Annotated in this window: 15 protein-coding genes; 6 read left to right on the plus strand and 9 right to left on the minus strand. The window is 57.7% G+C overall.

All coding sequences use genetic code 11. From position 1 onward, the window contains the following. Positions 1–453: 453 nt before the first annotated feature. Positions 454–1,407 (minus strand): tRNA dihydrouridine synthase, encoded by a 954-nt coding sequence (locus tag ABHR75_RS08010; protein ID WP_346964056.1) that lies wholly within the window; start codon positions 1,405–1,407, stop codon positions 454–456. A 659-nt stretch (positions 1,408–2,066) separates the two neighbouring features. Here ABHR75_RS08010 and ABHR75_RS08015 point away from each other — a divergent pair. Next, positions 2,067–3,080 carry a hypothetical protein gene (locus tag ABHR75_RS08015; RefSeq protein ID WP_346964057.1) on the plus strand — a complete coding sequence of 338 codons (1,014 nt, stop codon included), beginning with the start codon at positions 2,067–2,069 and terminating at the stop codon, positions 3,078–3,080. 272 nt (positions 3,081–3,352) lie between these two features. Here the strand turns inward: ABHR75_RS08015 and ABHR75_RS08020 are convergent, their stop codons facing one another. The 7 genes from ABHR75_RS08020 to ABHR75_RS08050 all read right to left on the minus strand — a co-directional run bounded on the left by ABHR75_RS08020 (position 3,353) and on the right by ABHR75_RS08050 (position 11,961). Then, a complete protein-coding gene (locus tag ABHR75_RS08020; protein ID WP_346964058.1) occupies positions 3,353–6,607 on the minus strand; it encodes an ABC transporter ATP-binding protein/permease in 3,255 nt (1,084 codons plus the stop codon). Between the two features lie 113 nt (positions 6,608–6,720). Next, the gene (locus ABHR75_RS08025; protein WP_346964059.1) at positions 6,721–8,412 is read right to left on the minus strand and encodes an FAD-dependent oxidoreductase; all 1,692 of its coding nucleotides are present in this window, start codon (positions 8,410–8,412) and stop codon (positions 6,721–6,723) included. Between the two features lie 2 nt (positions 8,413–8,414). Beyond that, complete coding sequence (locus tag ABHR75_RS08030) at positions 8,415–8,735, minus strand: rhodanese-like domain-containing protein (RefSeq protein ID WP_346964060.1); 321 nt, start codon at positions 8,733–8,735, stop codon at positions 8,415–8,417. Positions 8,736–8,887: 152 nt separating this feature from the next. Then, a complete protein-coding gene (locus tag ABHR75_RS08035; RefSeq protein ID WP_346964061.1) occupies positions 8,888–9,463 on the minus strand; it encodes a Crp/Fnr family transcriptional regulator in 576 nt (191 codons plus the stop codon). Between the two features lie 455 nt (positions 9,464–9,918). Next, positions 9,919–10,890 (minus strand): TlpA family protein disulfide reductase, encoded by a 972-nt coding sequence (locus ABHR75_RS08040; protein WP_346964062.1) that lies wholly within the window; start codon positions 10,888–10,890, stop codon positions 9,919–9,921. Between the two features lie 29 nt (positions 10,891–10,919). Next, on the minus strand, positions 10,920–11,609 hold the full coding sequence (locus tag ABHR75_RS08045) for a 4Fe-4S binding protein (protein ID WP_430392724.1): 690 nt from the start codon (positions 11,607–11,609) through the stop codon (positions 10,920–10,922). Positions 11,610–11,814: 205 nt separating this feature from the next. After that, on the minus strand, positions 11,815–11,961 hold the full coding sequence (locus tag ABHR75_RS08050) for a CD1871A family CXXC motif-containing protein (protein WP_040219972.1): 147 nt from the start codon (positions 11,959–11,961) through the stop codon (positions 11,815–11,817). Positions 11,962–12,033: 72 nt separating this feature from the next. Here ABHR75_RS08050 and ABHR75_RS08055 point away from each other — a divergent pair, with 72 nt between their 5' ends. From ABHR75_RS08055 to ABHR75_RS08075, 5 genes are all read left to right on the plus strand, one after another. After that, on the plus strand, positions 12,034–12,726 hold the full coding sequence (locus ABHR75_RS08055) for a response regulator transcription factor (RefSeq protein WP_430392702.1): 693 nt from the start codon (positions 12,034–12,036) through the stop codon (positions 12,724–12,726). Next, positions 12,723–13,874 carry a HAMP domain-containing sensor histidine kinase gene (locus ABHR75_RS08060; protein WP_346964065.1) on the plus strand — a complete coding sequence of 384 codons (1,152 nt, stop codon included), beginning with the start codon at positions 12,723–12,725 and terminating at the stop codon, positions 13,872–13,874. The genes ABHR75_RS08055 and ABHR75_RS08060 overlap by 4 nt, the downstream gene beginning before the upstream one ends. A 67-nt stretch (positions 13,875–13,941) precedes the next feature. Then, positions 13,942–14,661 (plus strand): hypothetical protein, encoded by a 720-nt coding sequence (locus ABHR75_RS08065; RefSeq protein WP_346964066.1) that lies wholly within the window; start codon positions 13,942–13,944, stop codon positions 14,659–14,661. After that, positions 14,634–14,945 carry a helix-turn-helix domain-containing protein gene (locus tag ABHR75_RS08070; RefSeq protein WP_346964067.1) on the plus strand — a complete coding sequence of 104 codons (312 nt, stop codon included), beginning with the start codon at positions 14,634–14,636 and terminating at the stop codon, positions 14,943–14,945. The genes ABHR75_RS08065 and ABHR75_RS08070 overlap by 28 nt, the downstream gene beginning before the upstream one ends. Before the next feature lie 157 nt (positions 14,946–15,102). Next, a complete protein-coding gene (locus ABHR75_RS08075) occupies positions 15,103–19,470 on the plus strand; it encodes a hypothetical protein (RefSeq protein ID WP_346964068.1) in 4,368 nt (1,455 codons plus the stop codon). Between the two features lie 89 nt (positions 19,471–19,559). On the opposite strand, the gene ABHR75_RS08080 is transcribed toward ABHR75_RS08075, so the two are convergent. Further along, on the minus strand, positions 19,560–19,918 hold a 359-nt coding region (locus ABHR75_RS08080), incomplete at its 5' end, for a hypothetical protein (protein ID WP_346964069.1).

The following is a 19,918-nucleotide window of genomic DNA, read 5'->3' on the forward strand; positions in this document are numbered from 1 at the left end:
CCAGATTCTAGGACAGGGGCCGCTTGCGTTTGGCGGTCAGCCGTCGGCGCGCTTACACCAACATTTCCGACGCGATCGGACGCCGCGGAGGCATACGAAAAAGATGAGTGGCCGAAGGGTCGCACCATCAAGCTGGGAAGGCCGTCGATCTCCGATGAGCCAAGCGTTGTTTTATCGGCACGTGTGGGTGAGTCTGTTCTTGATGCGTTTGACGCAAAAGCAAAGCGCCATGGGCAAACACGCACGGAGCGACTCAGAGAGCTCATCACGCTCGATGCAATGATTGCCTAGACTCCACTCCCCCGCCGACCCAAACATGTACGCCAGCATCCAAAGTCGACATTTTTCGACATCTTTGGATGTTGGCGTACAGTTTTTGTATGGGTTCGGCACGGGTAGTCGTTGGGGACGTTCTTAAATGACTAGTCGTTAAAGAACGTCACCAACGACTAACTAGCCGTGGAAGCGGGCTATGGGTGCAAGTGGCTGCTCGCGAAAGACGCGCTCGACGGCGGCGCGGTATTCGTCAACCTTTTTAGTCTTACGTACGAGCTTGTGAACGGTAGCGGGGTCGGCGAAAGCGCACTTGGCGTAGAACCACCACTCCTTCATACGAAAGACCGCGTTGCCGCCGATCTCTTCTGCATAGGCCGCAAACAGCGTGTCGTGGAAGCGCTGCAGTTCGGCTGCCGTGGCAGCGGGACCGCCGTTGACCATGCGAGCCAGAGCTGGGTTCGCGAGCAAGCCGCGCCCCAGCATCACATGACGTGTGCCGGGATAGGCCTCCACCAGCGCACCCATGTCCTCAAGATCAAAAATGTCACCGTTGTATGCCACCGGAAACGGCGCGCGCTCCAGCGTCTCGCCATAAAACTCCTTGCGCGGCGTGCCCGTATAGCGGTCCTTTTGTACGCGAGGATGCACGATCAGCTCTGCCAGCGGCATGCGGCAATATAGATCGAGTACGCGCTCGTATTCGTCGTCGCTCTCCAACCCCAACCTGGTCTTGACCGATACCGGCAGCGGAGAGCGCTCACACACGTCACTCAAGAACACCTCAAGCTCGTCCAAGTTGCGCAAAAAGCCCGATCCTTTGCCCTTGGCAACAACCGTCCCCGAGGGGCAACCCAAGTTGAGATTGACCTCGCGATATCCCATGTCGGCGAGTACCTGTGCCGCCCACACAAACTCGTCCGCGTTCTTGGACATCAGCTGAGGCACTACGTTGAGCCCCTGGTTATTGGCAGGATCGATCTCCTTAAACGCCTTGCCGCCAAAGCGGTTTCCCACCCGCGGCGGCGGCAAAAACGGCGTGTAATAGCAATCGAGCGCGCCGAAGCACTCCGCATGCACGCGACGGAACACATGCCCGGTAATCCCCTCCATGGGGGCAAGCGAAAGAATCATCAACATCTGCTCTCAGATCAATGCGGCAAAGGGACCGCCCCTTTGTCACATGCATTATGCCTTGTGCTCCAGATGATTCACAAGGCAGAGGTAGCAGCTTGACGATAATCACCCTTCCATCCGTCGCCTCACGCAACGAAGGCGAATGGTTTTCCGCGAAGTGAACGAGTGAAATCGGACCCCCGAAGCATCGACACTTTTGGAGAGGCATTTCCTGCGGTTTTGTCGCTCAAATCCTACGGTTTTGCATCCAAAAGTGCGAATGCTTCAGGGGTCCAGAATAGGTCGTTCACTTCTCTGAAAACCATTCACCTTCGATTTGCTGGCGCTCACAAACAGTGAGAGACTGTCCCACGGCAACCCCCTTGCGCGTCATTCGCCCCACGACAGCGACTCCGTGCTCCAAAAACGACGTTCATGATCGCGACGACCACCAACACCACGCTGTTGACACTATGTTTGAATAATAGACGCCCCACTCATTTATACTAAAGAGCGCGTGCGCATCGCCCCCAAAAACGATGAGGATCGAGGACCCCATGCAGCAACTCACCGAGCAAGAAAAGAAACGCATCCGGCGATACTGCACATACCCCAAGATCGCAGCGACCGCACTCGTCATGTCGTTTGTAGCATGTCTGTTGATGTTGCCGCTCCAAATGATCAACGATATCGCGTTCCACCAAAAGGAATTCCAACCCGCGGGCATATATACCGCCATCGCGCTCGCCGCAATCGAACTCGCCATCTTTTGCTATTGCGCTCTTGCGCCGCGCTTTGGAATGCAGGGCAAACAGTGGAAGGAGCTGCAGAGCAGGCTCGCGGTAGCCCAGACCAACAAGGACCGTTCCGCGGAGGTCGCCGGCGTGCTTGCCACGCAAGCTGCCGGCCGCCTGCTCAAGAACAGCGATAACAATCTCGCGCGCAACCTGGGCGGTGCTGCCGAGGTCGCCGGCGCCGTAGGGGCAGTCGCCACGGCGGCAGACGTGCTAGCCGAAACCTCGAGCAATGCCGAGGCCATGGCAAACGCATACGGCGTGACGATTCCAAGCGTCAAGAAGCAGATCATAGCTCTCGCGGTGGTGCCCGCCATTGTGCTGCTTGGCGTCTACATCCCGCAGTTTGTCCAGGGAAATAACGCGCTTCAGGTAAGAAAGGCTGCAGCCGCCGAGCAGCTCGCCATCGCGCAAGATGCCTTGGAGCCCGTGTGCGAACGCGTCGCAGCAGACAACCCATACGAGTCGTATCACGACTACGGCTACCGCATAATCGGCTATCTACGCGATAATGACCTCGGCGCTCAAGCAGCCTATATCTACCTTTCTTTCGATGCAGACGGCATGCTCACGGACGTCGATTACACCAGCCAGATCGATCCCGAAGCAAGCCTTGCAGACAACCTCGCCCGCGCCGAGCAGGACATCGCGACGCTCTGCGCCCCGCTCAACGGGTTGGACATTTCCGTTGCCACACCGGGCCTCCTCACGCCATGCAGCCTGTCGGATGAATTTAAACAGGCATTTTTAGCCGGCTCCCTATATGAAGAAATCAGCATCAAGACGGAAGACGAATCTATCAGGTCGTACTACACCTTTGACACCGAGCCCAAAGAAGAGTTCGACGAATACACCCATCCGGAAATTAGGCTCATGCTCTCTGCAAAGAAGAACTAAAGGCTTACGCTCTAATTGCCGCTCGCGAACATCGTCTATATCTCGAGGTCTAATACTTTTCCAAGAAGTGAACGACCGTTTTTTGACCCCCGAAACATCGACATTTTCTGACGCCAAAACCGCAGGATTTAACAATCAAAACCGCAGGAAACCGTCTTCAATAAGTGTTAGCGCTTCGGGGGTCCATTTTGACTCGCTCACTTCTCGGAAAAGTATTAGACCCCGATTTCGCAATGGTCTCAATGTGACGAAGGAACAACCCTTTTGTCGCATTATTCGGAGCGCAGGGCTTCCACGGGATCCTTTTTGGATGCGCTACGGGCCGGCAGCAGGCCAGCGACAACCGTCAGCAGCACCGAAATTGCAATGAGCACCAGCGCATCCTGCACGGGCAGGCTCATCAGATTGGGTACCTGTTTGGCAGTAAGCGCCCAGGCATTAACCGGAAAGCTCACGGCCACCACGACGACAACAGCAAAGACGCCGGCAATGAGGCCCTCGATAAAGGTCTCGGCATTGAATACGTTGGCCACGTTACGCTTCGACGCGCCGATCGCACGCAGGATGCCAATCTCCTTTTTGCGTTCCAGCACGCTGATGTAGGTGATGATGCCGATCATGATGGAGCTCACCACCAGGCTGATACTCACGAATGCGATGAGCACCAAGCTGATGGTGTTCACGATGTCGGTCACCGAGCCCATGATGATGCCCATGTAGTCGGTGTATGAGATTGCCTGTTCATCGTGGCCAGAGGCTTTGACCTGCTTGTTGTACGCGTCGATGTGATCGAGCACGCGCTCCTTGGCCTCAAAGTCGCGCGGGAAAATCTTGACCGAGATGGGGTCTGCCTCGCCCGCATAGCCCAACGTGGTCAGATTGTTGTCGTAGGTGAGCTTCGACGCCTTGGCATAGCTCATCATGAGCGAACTCAGATCCTCGGCGTCCATGTTGAAATGGATGGCACGAGCAAAGGCACTCGCATCCACGTGCATGGCGCTCGCCAGGTTGGCAAAACTCGAAGACATCTGTGTCGCCATCTGGTCCATGAGCCCTGCCGCGCCCGCCTTGAGCTGGGACGATACCGTCGATGCTATCTGCTCGCTGATCGCCTTCATCACCTGATCCATAGCCTGTTGCAGATACGGAGCCAGCTGCTTTTGCACATAGTCGGTCATCGCCTGTTGCAGGCGCTCGGCCAGGGCATCGCCACCGAGTGCCTTGAGCTGAGCCAGGATTTGCTGCGCCGTGGCATCGCTCTCAAGATACGTCGAAAATGCAGCAGCAAGCTTTGAGGCATCCTTAAGTTCTTCGGGCGTCAGCGCCTTAAACTGATCAGACTGCAAAAAGCCCTCAAACAGTTGGTTGGCAAGCGTTCCCACCTGCTGCATTTGCTCGGGCGTGAGCTCCAGACCGTCAAAGATACCCGAGAAATCTGGGGCCGGCGCTTTGGCCATGATGTCGCTGAAGTCGATATCCTCCCCAACGCCCGAAAGGTCAATGTCCAGCCCGGACAAGTCAAGACCAGACAGGTCCATACCGCCGGCCGCACCCGAGAGCGCAGACGCATCAAATGAAAACGCACTCTTGAGCGCCGCCTCGTCCACACTGAACATGCTGCCCAGATCAACGCCTTGCTTGGCCTCGCCTTGCAGTTCGTCGAAGGTTTTGCCCGTAAAGACATCCGTCTCGGTGTGGGCAAGCTGCTCCTGCACAATCTGCGAATCGGCGGCGCGCTCCATAAGCTGGCGAGTCAGCGCATGCGTGTAGGCAATGCCCGGGGACAACGCGCTCGCGTTGGCGGTCTCGTTGGGTCGCACCACGCCCACAATGTGCACGTCGATACCGTCGGCAACCTTGGCGGCCATAAAGTCGGTGTCGCCAGACATATCGGTCCACATGCCGGTCTCTTCGTTTTTGCGATACGCATCGGCCGGCGACAGCACCTTAAACGTCGTGGACAGTGCATCGTCGTAGGTAAAGTCGGTGCCGGTCTCGGGCGTTTCGACCCCACCGTCAGCCGTCATAGCGCTGTTTACCAGATCGTTGAGCTCATCGATATCCAACGCACCGATGCTATAGAGCGTGTAGTCGCCCACCGTGCCACGGCTCGAAAGCACCATTACGGCTTCGTTAGCAGACGTAGGCCAATGGCCGGCGACGACATCGTACTGGCTGTTGAGCAGGCTCTGGTCTTCAATCATCTCGTTAAAGACCGAGGTTCCCATGGATTCCATGCTCACCGTTGCCGCCGAGCTCGCGCCTCCGCTCATGGCCTCGGTCATGGCGTTGGGCACCAGCCGGACAGGCTTCTCATCGCCCTTGCCGGCACGATAGACAACCGGCGATACACCGTAGCCGTACTGAATGGCGTTGACCTCTTTATCGATTCCGTCGCCACCGGCATCGAGCCATGCCTTAAAACTCGTCATGTCGTTGGACTTAACGCTTGCAAACATGTCCTTTACGGCCGTAACCACGGGGATCTTATCGGTTCCCTTAGCCTTGCCGCCGGCGCTGTCGTCGGACGAATCCATGTTTTCAGACGAGCCATCATCCGTGGCCCCCTGCCTGCCCATCATGGACGACAGGTCGTAATCCTGCTTGGAAATGGTGAGCGGGTAGCTCGAAAGCGTATCCTCCTCGACCTTTTTGATGTAGCCGTTTACTCCGTTGGACAGCGCTAGGATCGCCGCAATGCCGATAATGCCAATCGAACCTGCAAAGGCCGTCATGGCCGTGCGACCCTTCTTGGTCATGAGGTTTCGGGCAGAAAGCCCCAGCGCCGTCACAAAGCTCATCGAGGTTTTGCGCGTAGGCTTGGCCTCACGACGCGCGGCCTTGGCAACATCAAAGGGATCGGAATCGTCGGTAATCCTGCCGTCCGCCAGGTTGACGATGCGCGTGGCATATTGGTACGCCAGCTCGGGATTATGCGTGACCATGATGACCAGGCGGTCGCGCGCCACGTCCTTAAGCAAGTCCATGACCTGTACGGATGTCGTTGAATCCAAGGCGCCGGTCGGCTCGTCGGCTAGCACGATCTCGGGATCATTGATCAGGGCGCGGGCGATGGCCACGCGTTGCATCTGTCCACCCGAAAGCTGGCTCGGGCGCTTGTTAACATGCTCCCCCAAGCCGACTTTCTCCAACGCCTCGCGTGCACACTGGCAGCGCTCGGCATGCCCCACGCCCGTGAGCGTAAGCGCCAGCTCCACGTTTTCCAAAATGGTCTGATGCGGAATGAGGTTATAGCTTTGGAACACAAAGCCGATGCGGTTGTTACGGTAGGCATCCCAATCGCGATCGCGAAAGTCCTTGGTCGAGATGCCGTCGATGAGCAGGTCGCCGGAATCAAAGTGGTCCAGCCCACCGATAACGTTGAGCATCGTAGTTTTGCCCGAGCCCGAGGGGCCCAGAATGGCCACGAACTCGTTATCGCGAAAAGACAGGCTTACGTCGTCGAGCGCCACCTGCGTAAACGACTGCGTAACGTACCTTTTGCAAATACCCTTGAGCTCCAGCATGGACGGCAACCTCTCCCACGCGGGCGCGCTCGCCCGCTCTCCCCCACAGTTCGCATTTGATGCGGTTTTTCCTACCCCATCTTGTCATTGTCATACTCGCCGCTCAAAAGGCCTTACTTTTCCAATCCACACGGCATCACGTTATCGCTACCGCGATGGTCTTTAGTCACAGCAGCAAAGAAGCGATAGCCACCCGAGAAGTTATAGCAGTCAAAACCGTACTGAGCGAGGATGCGGCAGCCAATGTAGCTGCGAAGACCACTTTGGCAAATAACATAAACAGGCTTTGTCACGTCAAGCTCCCCCAAGCGAGCACGCAAGTCATCGACGGGAATGTTCACAAAGCCGTCGATATGTCCGCGGTCATACTCGCCGACCATACGGACATCGAGCAGCTGCACACTACCATCGCGCGGCAGATCCGGTTCCTGCTCCCAATGCCACTGCTTGAGCATGCCCGAGCCCACGTTTTCGATCAAAAAACCGGCCATGTTCACCGGGTCTTTCGCCGAAGAATATGGCGGCGCATAAGCCAAATCCAAATCCTTGAGCTTATCGGCCCGAATACCGGCCTGGATTGCCGTCGCCAGCACATCGATGCGCTTGTCCACGCCATCGATGCCCACAATCTGCGCGCCCAGCAGACGCAAGGTTTCCCTCTCAAACACAACTTTCATGGTCATGGGCGTGGCCCCGGGATAATAACCCGCATGCGATCCAGGTGACAGCACGACGCTCTCGTAATCGATTCCCGTCGCACGCGCTGCCTTCACAGAAAGGCCCGTGCTCGCAGCTGTCAAGTCGAACACTTTGATTACCGAAGAACCCAGCGAGCCCTGATAGCGACTGTCTAAGCCACAAATCACGTCGGCGACGATACGTCCCTGCTTATTAGCGGGGCCTGCAAGGGAAATCACCGCGTCCTCACCCGTCACCTGATGCTTGACCTGCACGGCATCACCCACGGCATATACGTCAGGAGCAGACGTCTCCATGCGGTCGTTCACCACAATGGAGCCCTTGATGCCCAGCTCGATACCAGCTTTCTTTGCCAAATGGCTCTCGGGCGCAACGCCGATAGCGAGTAGCACCATATCGGCCATAATGGAATCATCGCCCGCCACATGTGTGACCACACGGCCATCGGCCTCCTCAAAGCCCGTAACGTCGGCACGAAGGCGCAGGTCAATGCCATGCTCGCGGACCTCTGCATGAAGCAGCGTCGCCATGTCGTAGTCCAGGTTGTTCATCAGCTGCCCGGGGCGCTGCAAAAGCGTCACCTCGAGACCCAAGCCACGCAGGTTCTCGGCAGCCTCAACACCGATAAAGCCGCCACCGATCACCACGGCGCTCCTCGGCTCATGCTCTTGCACATAACCATGAATGCGCAGCGTGTCCTCTACCGTTCGAAGGCTAAAGATCTTATCCAAATCGATTCCCGGAAGAGCGGGGCGAATGGGATGCGCGCCTGGCGAAAGAATCAGCTTGTCATACGTCTCGACAAATTCCTCGCCGGTGAGCAGGTCGCGAACGTCAACCGTATGCACCTCGGGATGAATGGCGATCACCTCGTGGCTCGTCTTCACGGCAATGCGGAATCGATTCCAGAAGCCCTCGGGCGATTGCAGCGTGAGCGCAGACTCCTCCTCAATCACGCCGCCAATAAAGTATGGCAATCCGCAGTTAGCATAGGAGACATAACCTGTGCGCTCAAAAACGACAATCTCCGCCTGCTCGTCAAGCCTGCGCAAGCGCGCTGCCGCCGATGCACCGCCAGCAACGCCCCCCACGATAACCACCTTCATAGTTAACGCACCACCCTTCCGCTGTAGCTATTGATTCCGCCGATGTTCTTCACGTTGACGTAGCCCGCACGCTGAAGAAAGCTCGCAGCGCGACCGCTACGAGCGCCACTCAGGCAATGCACGAACAGAGGCGTATCCTTCTTTGGATACTCGACAAGCACGCGATTGACGACATCGAGGGGAATGTTGATGGCACCGGGGATATGTCCCTGCCGATACTCATCGGCGCCACGCACATCGATCAACACCGCACCTTCGGTCGCACGGCACTCTTCAACACCTTTGTTGATATCCACCCCAGCAAATAGATTGAACAATCCCATGATGAGCTCCTTTGCTCGCTTGCCCTATCGTTTGATGCCAGTATGCCCGGAAGGCGCAGACCGGTTCCGTGACCAAGTCACCGTATGGGACAATTTTTTCTTAAAAGCGAGTGCCAGGCACTGGACGGATAGGCACCATGGCAAAGCCATCGCTACGGCAGGCGTGTCAAACCGTCGACATCCAGAACAAGGATTCGCCCGCGCTTCACCTCGACAAGACCTTCATTGGCAAGACGACGCAGCACGCGCGTCACCGCCTCGCGGGCAGAGTTGATGTCACGCGCCAGCTCGTCTTGAGTGACCCGGAGCTCCATTGACCCCGTTGCCTGGCATCGCTCAACCAAATAGTCGGCAACACGCTGGTCGAGACGTCGGAAAAGCATCTGTTGGAGCACACGAACCACCTGAGAGTAGCGCCGCGCCTCCACTTCGAGCATAAAGACTTTGACGAAAATATTGTTGCTGGCAAGATGCTCGCAAACACCGATAGGCACAATAAGGAGCTCGGATTTCTCTGTTGCGGCAGCCAACGTGCCAAAGGAGATTTGCCGAATTACGCACGAAGCTGTTGTAACGCAGCACTCGCCGCACCCAATCCTAAAGAGCGTGATCTCCTTGCCTTCCTCGGAAAGGAGGCTGACGCGGACACCACCCTGAACGATAAGGAACATGCCGGTACAGGAGCTATCGCTGCCGCCGATAAGCTGGCCGGCATCGAAGGTGCGCAAGGCGGCTTGCCCCAAAACGAGCGTCCTCTCGTCAGAAGACAGATGCGCCCAAAAAGGGAGCTTCTCTACAACGTTTTGCACCATGGTCATCTGCGACTCCTTCTCCCATGGTCTAATCTATCAGGAATAATAGGGAGCAGCAAAAGTCAACTGTCGCAAGAATGACCTGTACCGCAAGATCATCACCGAGGGCTTTGAGATTGCCGACGAGCGCTTTGAGGCCAACGCTTTGGTCATCTTCCGTGAGACAGGGAACCGTCAGCACACCATCAAGGCCGTTATGTGTGCCCTTCTGGGTCTCTAGGAGCCGTATCAATGGAAACTGTTTTGCCGGTGCCAGTGAGGAATGTTGGGAACCGCACAAAAACGAACGGGACGGCACGTCGCGTGGCGCACCATCCCGCACATGGCATTGACAATGTGGCAAAGGGACTGTCCCTTTGCCACATTCGAACCTACTGCTCGCTATTCGCAATCGCCTGGTCGATAAGTTTGTTGAGTGCTGCGCGCTGCTCGGCGGAGCTGATGGCTCCCACGATTGGATCCCCTACGATGTTGCCATTCTGATCGATGACATACGTTGTCGGGAACGAGAACAAATTTGACGTAAACTTACCGGCCTCGCTATCCGACTTGAACCAGATGTTCTTATATGTCACGCCCTTCTTGCTCAGCACGTCCTTGGCATCTGCAATCTCGCCCTTGTTGCCATCGAGCGTAAAGGAATTGACGCCCACGACCTGCCCGCCCTTCTTGGCAAGCTCCTTATTCAGGTCTTCAAGGTCGCCCAACTCACCCACGCACGGCTTGCAAGTGGTGAACCAGAAGTTCATGACGGTGACCTTGTTCTTAGAGAACAGCTCGTCGCTGTTCACGTCGTTGCCATCCAGGTCTTTGCCCGTAAAGCTAGGGAACTTCGTCGCCTCGTTCGAAGCATTGGCACCAGCCGTCATGCCAGCGGCCGAAGCGTCGACGCTCTCGCCTTCGCTCGGCGTGCTTCCACAGCCGGGGAACTCCTTCTCCAAGCTCTCGAGCTTGTCCTCGATCTCCTTGATCTGCTGTGCACCGGCCTTGAGCGTCTTAAGCTCATCCGCCGTGAACTCATCCTTGGCGCCGTCGATGGTCTTGAGCAGGAAATCGCCGTAATTGCTGCCATCCTCAATCATTGCCGAGTCTTTATTTGCCGCATTGAATACCTTTTCCCACAGCGCGTTATCACTCGAAAAGATATCATTCTCCTTTTGCATGAGTTTTGCATACAGCTCGGCGGCCTCGTCGGCATTGGTCGGCTTCTGCGCAGTGAGTTCTGCGATCTTAGGATCGGAGCCCGCAGATTCGCTCGCATTGCCACCGGGTGACGAACACGCCACAAGACACAAGGCCAGCACCGGCACCATAAACAGGGCCGCAATTTTAGAAAGCTTCATGGTCATTCCTCCGTTTTGTCGAAGCTTGTTTACTTTTTATCGGCGGTCAAGGGGAGCTTTTCCGCCGACACATCCAGGCCGTAGCGATAGCTGATGGCATCGACGGGACAGGCCCCGATGCACTTTCCGCACCGGATGCATTCGGCATGATTGGGCGCGCGGACCACATCAACGTCCATCTGACAAACCTTTGAGCACTTGCCGCACGAGACACATTTGCATGCATCGACCCGGATCCCCAGTAGGGATACCTTATTCATGAGCGCATAGAATGCGCCGAGTGGACAAATCCATTTGCAGAAGGGGCGGTAGAACAAAACGCTCAGCACTACCACGGCAATGAGAACGACAAGTTTCCAAGTAAAGAGATGTCCCAACGCAGATCGAATGCCAGCATTGGCAATGGCCAGAGGAATGGCGCCCTCGAGCACGCCCTGCGGACAGACGTATTTGCAAAAGAACGGGTCGCCCATGCCCACGTCGTTAACCACCAAGACGGGCAGCAGTACCACGGCAAACAGCAGCACGACGTACTTGATGTACGTGAGCGGTTTAATCTTTTTCGTGGAGAACTTTTTGCCGGGAATCTTGTGAAGCAGCTCCTGAAGCCAGCCAAACGGGCACAGAAAGCCGCATACAAAGCGTCCCAGCAGCACGCCGAGCAAAATGAGCGTACCGGTAACATAGTAAGAAAAGTTGAACCTGGATGAACCTACCACCGACTGGAACGACCCGATGGGGCACGCACCCGATGCCGCGGGACACGAATAGCAATTAAGTCCAGGTACGCAGACCGTTTTTCCCGCGCCCTGATAGATGCCGCCTTTGGCAAAGTTTGGCAGGTGAATGTTGGTAATAAGTGTTGCCGCCGCCTGAATGAATCCGCGAAATCGGGCCAAAACATGCGACGCAGTGTTTTCTCTTTTATCCAATTCCGATACACTCCAAGCACAGCCTAATCGCCTTGGCCAGCACGGCATCCGCCTCGCCACGCATAACGCCAAAGCACACCATGGCAATTCCGACGATCAACAAAGCGACCTGTACCACGGGTTTTACCGCTTTGAACAACCTGACCACTCCTTTCGTTACGCGACCATTGGACCATATCGGCTATAAAATCCGTGTTAAGCGCGATTTGAAATGTGCAAGGAGACTGTTATGCGTATTTTGATCGTCGAGGACGAGCAGGCGCTGTGTGACGCAATCGCGCGCAGCTTGCGAAACTTGGCGTACAGCGTCGACTGCTGTCACGACGGACAGGAGGCGCTCGACCTACTGGACGTTGAGGCCTTCGACCTCGTGGTACTCGACCTCAACCTTCCCCGTATCGACGGCATGACCGTACTCAGGGAACTTAGGAAAACTGACTGCGAGACCAAGGTACTGATTCTGTCCGCACGTGGCGAAGTATCCGATAAAGTCGCCGGACTCGATGCCGGGGCCAACGATTACCTCACCAAGCCGTTTCATCTGGACGAGCTTGCGGCAAGAATTCGCAGCCTTACCCTCAGACGCTTTACACAAAGCGACATAGTTTTAGCCTGCGGAAAGCTCCGCTTTGACACCAAGGCGCGCATCGCTTCCGTGGACAGAGAGGCTCTATCTCTTACACGCAAGGAAACGGGAATCTTGGAATACCTGATGCTTAATCAGGGGCGTCCGATAAGTCAAGAGGAGCTTATCGAGCACGTTTGGGATAGCAGCGTGAACAGCTTTAGCAACGCAACCCGCGTTCACATCTCGTCGCTCCGAAAAAAGTTGCGCAGCGCTTTGGGATACGACCCGATTCGCAATCGGATTGGAGAGGGCTACGTTATGGAGGATAGCGAATGAAAAGGCTTTCGCTGCAATGGCGCATAACGATCATGACGGCGCTGCTGACGTGTGCGGCGTGCGTGCTGACGAACTGCCTGGTCGGCTATACGGGCATGCGCTATATGGATGCCATCGGCAGTGACATCTCGGCCTTTAACGCTGCCGGCGCGGATTCGCCCCAGGTGTTCGACCCAACGAAAGCGACCCCCGATGACAAGGTCACGATCGTCGTAAACGACGCACAGGAATCTTTTGGCACGACAGCTTGGTACATCACGGCTGGAGTCACACTCCTTGGCGGCGTGCTGGCATACTTTGTGAGCGGCCGTGCACTCAAACCGCTACGGGCTTTTGCAGCCCAGGTTGAGCGCGTGCAGCCTGACAACCTAAGCGAAATCAGACTCAGTGAAGATGTGCCCACCGAGCTACAACGATGCAGCGCCTCTTTCAACGACATGATCGCCCGTCTTGGCGAAGGGTTCTCTGCACAGCGTCAGTTTACCGGCAACGCCGCACACGAGCTGCGCACCCCGCTCGCCCTTATGCAAGCACAGATTGAACTATTCATCTCCGAGCACTCCGGTTTGCAACCCGAAACAGCCGAGCTGCTCGGCCTGCTACAAGAGCAAACCGAGCGCATGTCTCGAATGACCAAGGTATTACTCGAGATGAGTGAGCTCCGCAGCGTTCCTTGCGAGGACGATGTTGAACTTGGTCCCTTGTCCGAAGAGGTCCTCACCGACCTTGCGCCACTTGCCGAAAATAAGGGCATAGCCCTCAATTGTGCTGGAGACGCTTTAGTAATCGGGAGCGATGCGCTCCTCTATCGGCTGGTGTTTAATCTGGTCGAAAACGCCATCCGTTACAGCCGCTCCGGCTCGACTGTCAACGTCTCCATCAGCGACAGCGACAGCCACGTGCTCCTGCGAGTCAAAGATGAGGGCCTGGGAATACCCAAGCAATACCGAGAGAGCATCTTCCAGCCGTTCTTTCGTCTAGACAAATCCCGCAGCAGGGCATATGGCGGCGCAGGACTCGGACTAGCGCTCGTTTGGGAGATTGCAGCGCTTCACGGTGGCACGGTAGAGGTCGAAGCAAGTTCCGAGAACGGGACCACCATGCTCGTAAGCCTTCCAAAACGATCCGCAGCGTTAACCGAACAGTAAAACGAAAGGGGTCCCGAGCAACAGGAGTACAATTGCTGCATTGTTGCCACCTGATGGGAGATGGAAGATGGACTGCGATGGCTACCCGCGCATTCCCATGCCGTTGATGTGCACTGCCTTTGTGCCGGGGCAGATTGACGCTGCGGTTGCAGGCATTTCCGACCCCGATTCACGCACCATCGCCACGGCAGAAGCGCTGTACTTTCGCGGACAGGCCACACCCGCCGCCGAGACAGCACGCCCCTATCTTGACGCCACCGACCCCGCACTGCGTTATTCCGCATGCCTTATCTGCGGATATGCCAGTCTGTCGCTCAACCGTATCGCCGATGCCCGCCGTTGCCTTGCGGGCATCCTCGATGCGCCAACTGACGAGGAATCGCCCGCCGTCCACGCCACGCATATCCTGTTCGCCTCCGCTGCGAGCGTCCTGCTGCACTTGCCTTCCCCGCATTCCGCCGAAGAGTTTTATCCACTTGCGGCGCATCTGCCCGAAGGCCTGCGCCTGTTCGCCAGCTACGTGATGGCGCATGCCCTGTACCTGCGCGGCGAATATGGCCGCAGTCTGGGCATGGCGGAAAACGCCCTGATCATGAAACAGGGAAGTTATCCCATCTCGGAGCTGTTCCTGCACTTGTCGGCTTCCATGGCCTGCATGAGCCTCAAGGACATCGACACCGCAAAGGCACACTTCGGAGCCGCTTGGGACGTTGCGCGTCCCGACGGCCTTATCGAACTCATCGGCGAGCACCACGCCTTTTGCAGGGGCTTATCGAGGCGTGTCTAAAAACGCAATACCCTGACGACTTCGCACGCATCATCGAGATTACGTATCGATTCAGCTACGGCTGGCGGCGCATCCACAACCCCGATTCGGGCGAGGACGTGGCCGACGATCTAACGACCACGGAATTCACCATGGCCATGCTCGCCTGTCGCGGGTGGACCAACGCCGAAATCGCACGCCATATGGGAGTATCGCCGGGTACCGTCAAAAACCGCCTATCAGGAGTGTATGCCAAGCTTGGTATCGGAACTCGCGCCGAGCTGGTCGCGCATATGTTGCGTTAGCGGCCAGACTACCTGGCATATCGAAAGCGTCCCGGGGGCCCGACGCTTTCGCGCGCTCAAATTGGACATTTTGGCCATCGAACGGCACTACCGCCACGTGGCGCCTTCTCGCAAAATTGGATTATTTCCACCGATACCTGCGGGATGGGAGCCAAAGATGCTTGATCGCCGTTCGTTACTTGTTGCCGGAGCGTCCTCGCTGGCGAGCGTTATGTTGCCGCGCGTGCCGGGAAGCGCAAACGCCTTCATATTGCCGTTCGCGCCCACCGAAGCCCATGCCGACGAAAAAGACCCCTTCAGGGTGCTCGTTCTCTCGCGCACCATGTTTGGTGTGGTCGTGGTCGACGTTGCCAACAAGAATACGCCCATCACGGGTGCCCAGGTCACGCTCACATCGCGCTATGCCGCAGGCAAGCAACTCGCCGCCACGACCGATGACGAAGGCACGGCCATCTTTGAGGTCGCGCCGCTTTCGGAAGGCTACGTGGACGAGGCGACGCTTCTCGACGCGTACGACTTTAACGGCGGCATCTCCATTAGCATGGCGGGCTACCGTGATGTCGAGATTCCCCTTGCGCGTATCCAGGGCGGCACCGCCATAACCGCGCCCACGCGTCCGCTTTCCGACGGCGAGCCGTACTTCCGCCAGCTCACATTCGACGAATGGGACATCCAGTACGCCGACGCCACGTTTATGGCACTGCCGAAGGACGACGCCGGAAACGACCAACCCGACACGCACGCCTTTACCGTGCAGGCGCATCTGCCGCAGGGTGGACAGGCAACGCTGCACATCAACAAAGTGACGCCTGCCGCGGGCAGCTCACCCGAAACCGTCACGCAGATCGGTCAGATCAAGGCCAGCGCATCGGGCGCGGATAATCTGGCGACGTTCACACTCGAAGACAAGTTCCTCGATGCAGCGTCAAACCTTCTGGAGGAAGGATGCAAGCTGCGCTTTGTCCTCGACTATCAGGGCAAGACCTATACACTCTCCTCCCCCATGGCCGTTGTCACCGCGCCGGCCGCAAAGGCGGAATCGGGCTCGACCACTATCGTCCCCACCACCATGGACCAAGAGATTACTCCGTTTGATTTCCCAGCAGCGTTCCCCGGCATTGGCGGCAACAAGTTCACCTGCTGGATGCCCGCGTTCCCCATTTTGTTCGATTTCTCGTTTGCTGGATACGTGCTGTTTGGCGGAGGATACAAACCAGCCAGCTATATGAACGATTCGGGCAATCCGGATCCGGAGTACTGGAAGAAGTCACCGCGCGAGTCGGGTGCCAAGCAGGCAAACCGCTACCTCGACGAAATGGAGGGGAAGTGGAATCAATATAAGAGCATGAGTGCCGGTTCGGGCACCGATCCAAGAAACACCAAGCTCCTTCGCCACCATTGCACGCTGCTATTCACGATGGATATCGCCACACAGCTGTACGGCTCGCTCGCCTACGACTGGGTGGGCAAAACCTGGGGCGACAACAACGATCCCGCATTCGGCAATATTAAGGCCCTCTTCCAGGTAAAAACCGACCTCAACTGGACCGAGCAGTTTACCCTAGGACCGGTGCCGTTTTTCCTAAACGTCAACCCCTGGGTGCTGGCGAAGCTGGCGCTCGCCGTGGGTGCCCACACGCACGGCAGCGGCGCGGCGTTTTTTAAAAACATTTCGCTCGACTATTCAAACACCTCGGGCTCGTTCACCATCCAGATCGGGCTTGCCGTCACCTTTGGCGCTGGCGTTGCAGGCGTCGCTTCGTCTGCCGTGCGCGGCGCCGCATCCCTCACGCTGTTCATTGGGTACGAGAAGGCAGATGGACACCAGCTTCCGCGACTGCGCGTAGGTGCAGACGTCGATGTCGATGTGATACTCCAGTTCGTAATGTTCAAGTGGACCACCAAGGCTTGGTCGGGGTCGTGGCCCACACTCCTCGATTCGTGGAATATGTCGGTGAACAATGGCGACCAGTATGTGCTCCAGCGCTCTGAGCTCGCATTGGGTGGAGATACGCCTTACACGCTGGATGCCCGCTTCGGCACGCCCGGCAACATCGAGGCGGGCGGCGTGCCGCAATTTATCGCATCGGCCACCATCGTCACCAACGCCGAGCTGCTCGCACGCGCCGAGGTTGCAGCCACCGCGATAAACGTCGCGCCTGTCGTGCGCGATTGGGATCAAGCGGTCACGTGCATTGAGCTCGAGGCGGATGCAGAAAGCGACGACACGGGACAGGTCGAGCATTTCGTCCACGCACTGATAGAGAACGACGAAAACGCCGCGCCGATGTATGAGTACACCCATATCAGGCAGGCGGCGAACGCCGTTGCGGACCCCAACGCCAATTCTGCTGGTGTATCGGAGGACGAGCGTGGCGGAATCAAGCCCTCGAGCGACAACGTGCTGTTTACCGGCGTTCTCAGCGAAGCTCACATGAAGCTGGCGATTATCGCCGGCGTAGAGTGCCTGTTCCGTATCGCCTCGGTGCGCTACGGCGACAATGGCCGCTCGCGTCTGGTGGTGCACACAAAGGCAAACGGCACGTGGTCCGCTCCCACGCCCGTGGACTTTCCCCTTGGGTTTGGCGAGGGCGACGTGGAGCGCGACGGCATATACGATTACGACTTCGACGTGGTGGAATATACGGACGGAAGAGAAAACCAGGACGCCTACGTGTTGCTGGTCTCGGGCGAGCGCCCCGACGGCGACAACACCCTTTTCGATACGGCAAGCACAGCCGGCATACTGTCCGTTGTGCGCCTGCGTATAAGTAATGACGAGATCCGCGTGGTGTCGCATACGTCATGGCGCAGCATCTCGCGCGGCCGCCTGCAAGAGGATGGCTACCATTGCCTGCAGTGCCCGCGTATCACGGTGGGCAAGACGCTCGTCGACGGGCGCTTGTCGGGTGCCTACCTCCACCGCCGCGGAACCACCGCAGAAAAGGCACTCGGCAGCGAGGCTGAGGTTGCGCTGGAGTGCTTTACCCTGTGGTCGGACGTTTCGGGCGACAGCCTGACGTTCCGCCAAGTTCTCCGCTTTCCGCAAGCACCGTCGAGTATCGAACTGGGCGAGCCCGAGGATATCAACGGCAAAATGGTGGTGCCCGTTGCGTACGAGACCGCAGACGGTTGCGGCTGCGCATCGTACGCCGTGATCGGCCAGTCCATTGCGGGCTGGGGCGTTATGTCACCAGACGCCACGGTACCCCGTGCGGTGCCGTGGCCGCAGCACACGGGCTTTTTGGCCACCGTCAACGAGCAGCTGCAGCATATTACTTGGACGCGAGGCGCGGCGGCATTTGCGTCGGAGCCCGTGGGTGCCGCAGGCTGTGGCCCGGCATCGTTTAGCGTAAGCAACAACGGCAGGTGCGTGCTCTATGTAGAGAACACCGATGGCAAGGTGGGACAGACCTACGACGAAGAAGGCAACCCGGTAGCAGTGATGGGCAAGCACTTCCGCATCTTCGCCAGCACCTTGGCAGGCGATCTGTTCACGGAGCCGTTCGTGATGTGCGAGCTGGACCATCCCATCGATCAGATAACGACATTTTTGACGTCGGGAGGCATGCTCTCCGCGCTCGCCACGCACATTGTGAGCGCGGAGAAGAGCGAGGCAGAGCTGCACGACATCGAAGTGCCCTTGGTGGCGTGTGCCACTCCGACGGGCGCCGTTGCTACCTCGGGCGCGGTGGTGCCCGGAGCAGCAGGCGAATCCTTCATGGTCACGGTGCGAAACGACGGCAACACCTTACTGACCGCCGGCACGATCGATCTGTACCGAGAGGGCTCCAGCCAGCCGTTCTCCAGCGCATCCATCGGATTCGGAGTGAACGCACGCATGGCTTCGATCTACGATCCAGAGCTTGCCGAGGACGCTTCGGCCAACGATATGGCACACGTGAAGTACGCGCTCGAGACGCTGGGCGCACGTTTTGCAACGCACCCGCTGGTAGCCGACAACGGCAACGCCGTGCTGGCACCGGGTTGCACGGCACAGTTCCGTATGAGCTTCGCCATCCCCGAGAGTTGGAGCGACGAAGTGGGCAAACGCGTAACGCTGTATGCGAAGGCGCGTAATCTGGTGGCGCTCGATCCCGTAACGCTCGAAGAAATTCGACCGGGCGCGAACTCGGCGCTGGGTGCTGTACTGCATGAGCTCCACGTGCCCGACGCGGCATGCGAACGCTCAGAAGTTCAGGTCGGCGTATGCGACAGCGCGGACGCCACAGGGCTTCACGACGCCCCGATGACGGCGGACGGCGATGGTGGCTCAAGTGGCGGCGGTACTGACGAGGGCGGCGGCTCCGGCGGAAGCAGCTCCGGCAGTGGCAAGGACCACGGCAATAACAAGCGCTCCGGAAAAGCGGGCGCGCTTGCGGGCACGGGCGATGCCAACGTTCCCCTCACGGCAGCCGCTGCAGCACTCGCCGCGGCAGGCGCCGGCCTCGTCGCCTACAGTGCCCGCCGCACGGCGCTCGAGATCGACACCGCCAATGAGGCCAATTCGGATAGGCCTCGCTAGCTCCTAGTTACTTTTGTGAGAGACGTCGACTCGGCTCATCGAACATCAAATGGGCTGGTTCTGGATACCCAGAGCCAGCCCATTACGCATTAGATATCGTCAGAGGAGTCGAGTTCTGCCTCGAGCTTGGCACGGCGTCTTTTCGCCGTGAAAAACGTTGCGCACAGGCCAGCAAACGTGGCCGCGAAAATCGTCGCACCGCAGAACACGCCCGTGGCCAGGTTCGCCAACCAAAAGACGCTTTCGAGCGGTACGATCTGCGCCTCAGCGATACAGCGCATTGCGGCAATAACAAGCGCGAACGCGGCGCCGCTAAGACCGCTGAGAAGTAGGAAATATCCAACAGGAAGATGCTCGGTTTGCCCAAAACGATTGGTATCGACATAGCCCTTCCGCGTTTGCAGTCCTGCGCAAATCAACATCACGAGAACGAGCCACAAATACATGG

It is taken from the genome of Collinsella aerofaciens, assembly GCF_039752955.1.
In the GTDB taxonomy this organism is placed as follows: domain Bacteria; phylum Actinomycetota; class Coriobacteriia; order Coriobacteriales; family Coriobacteriaceae; genus Collinsella; species Collinsella aerofaciens_BI.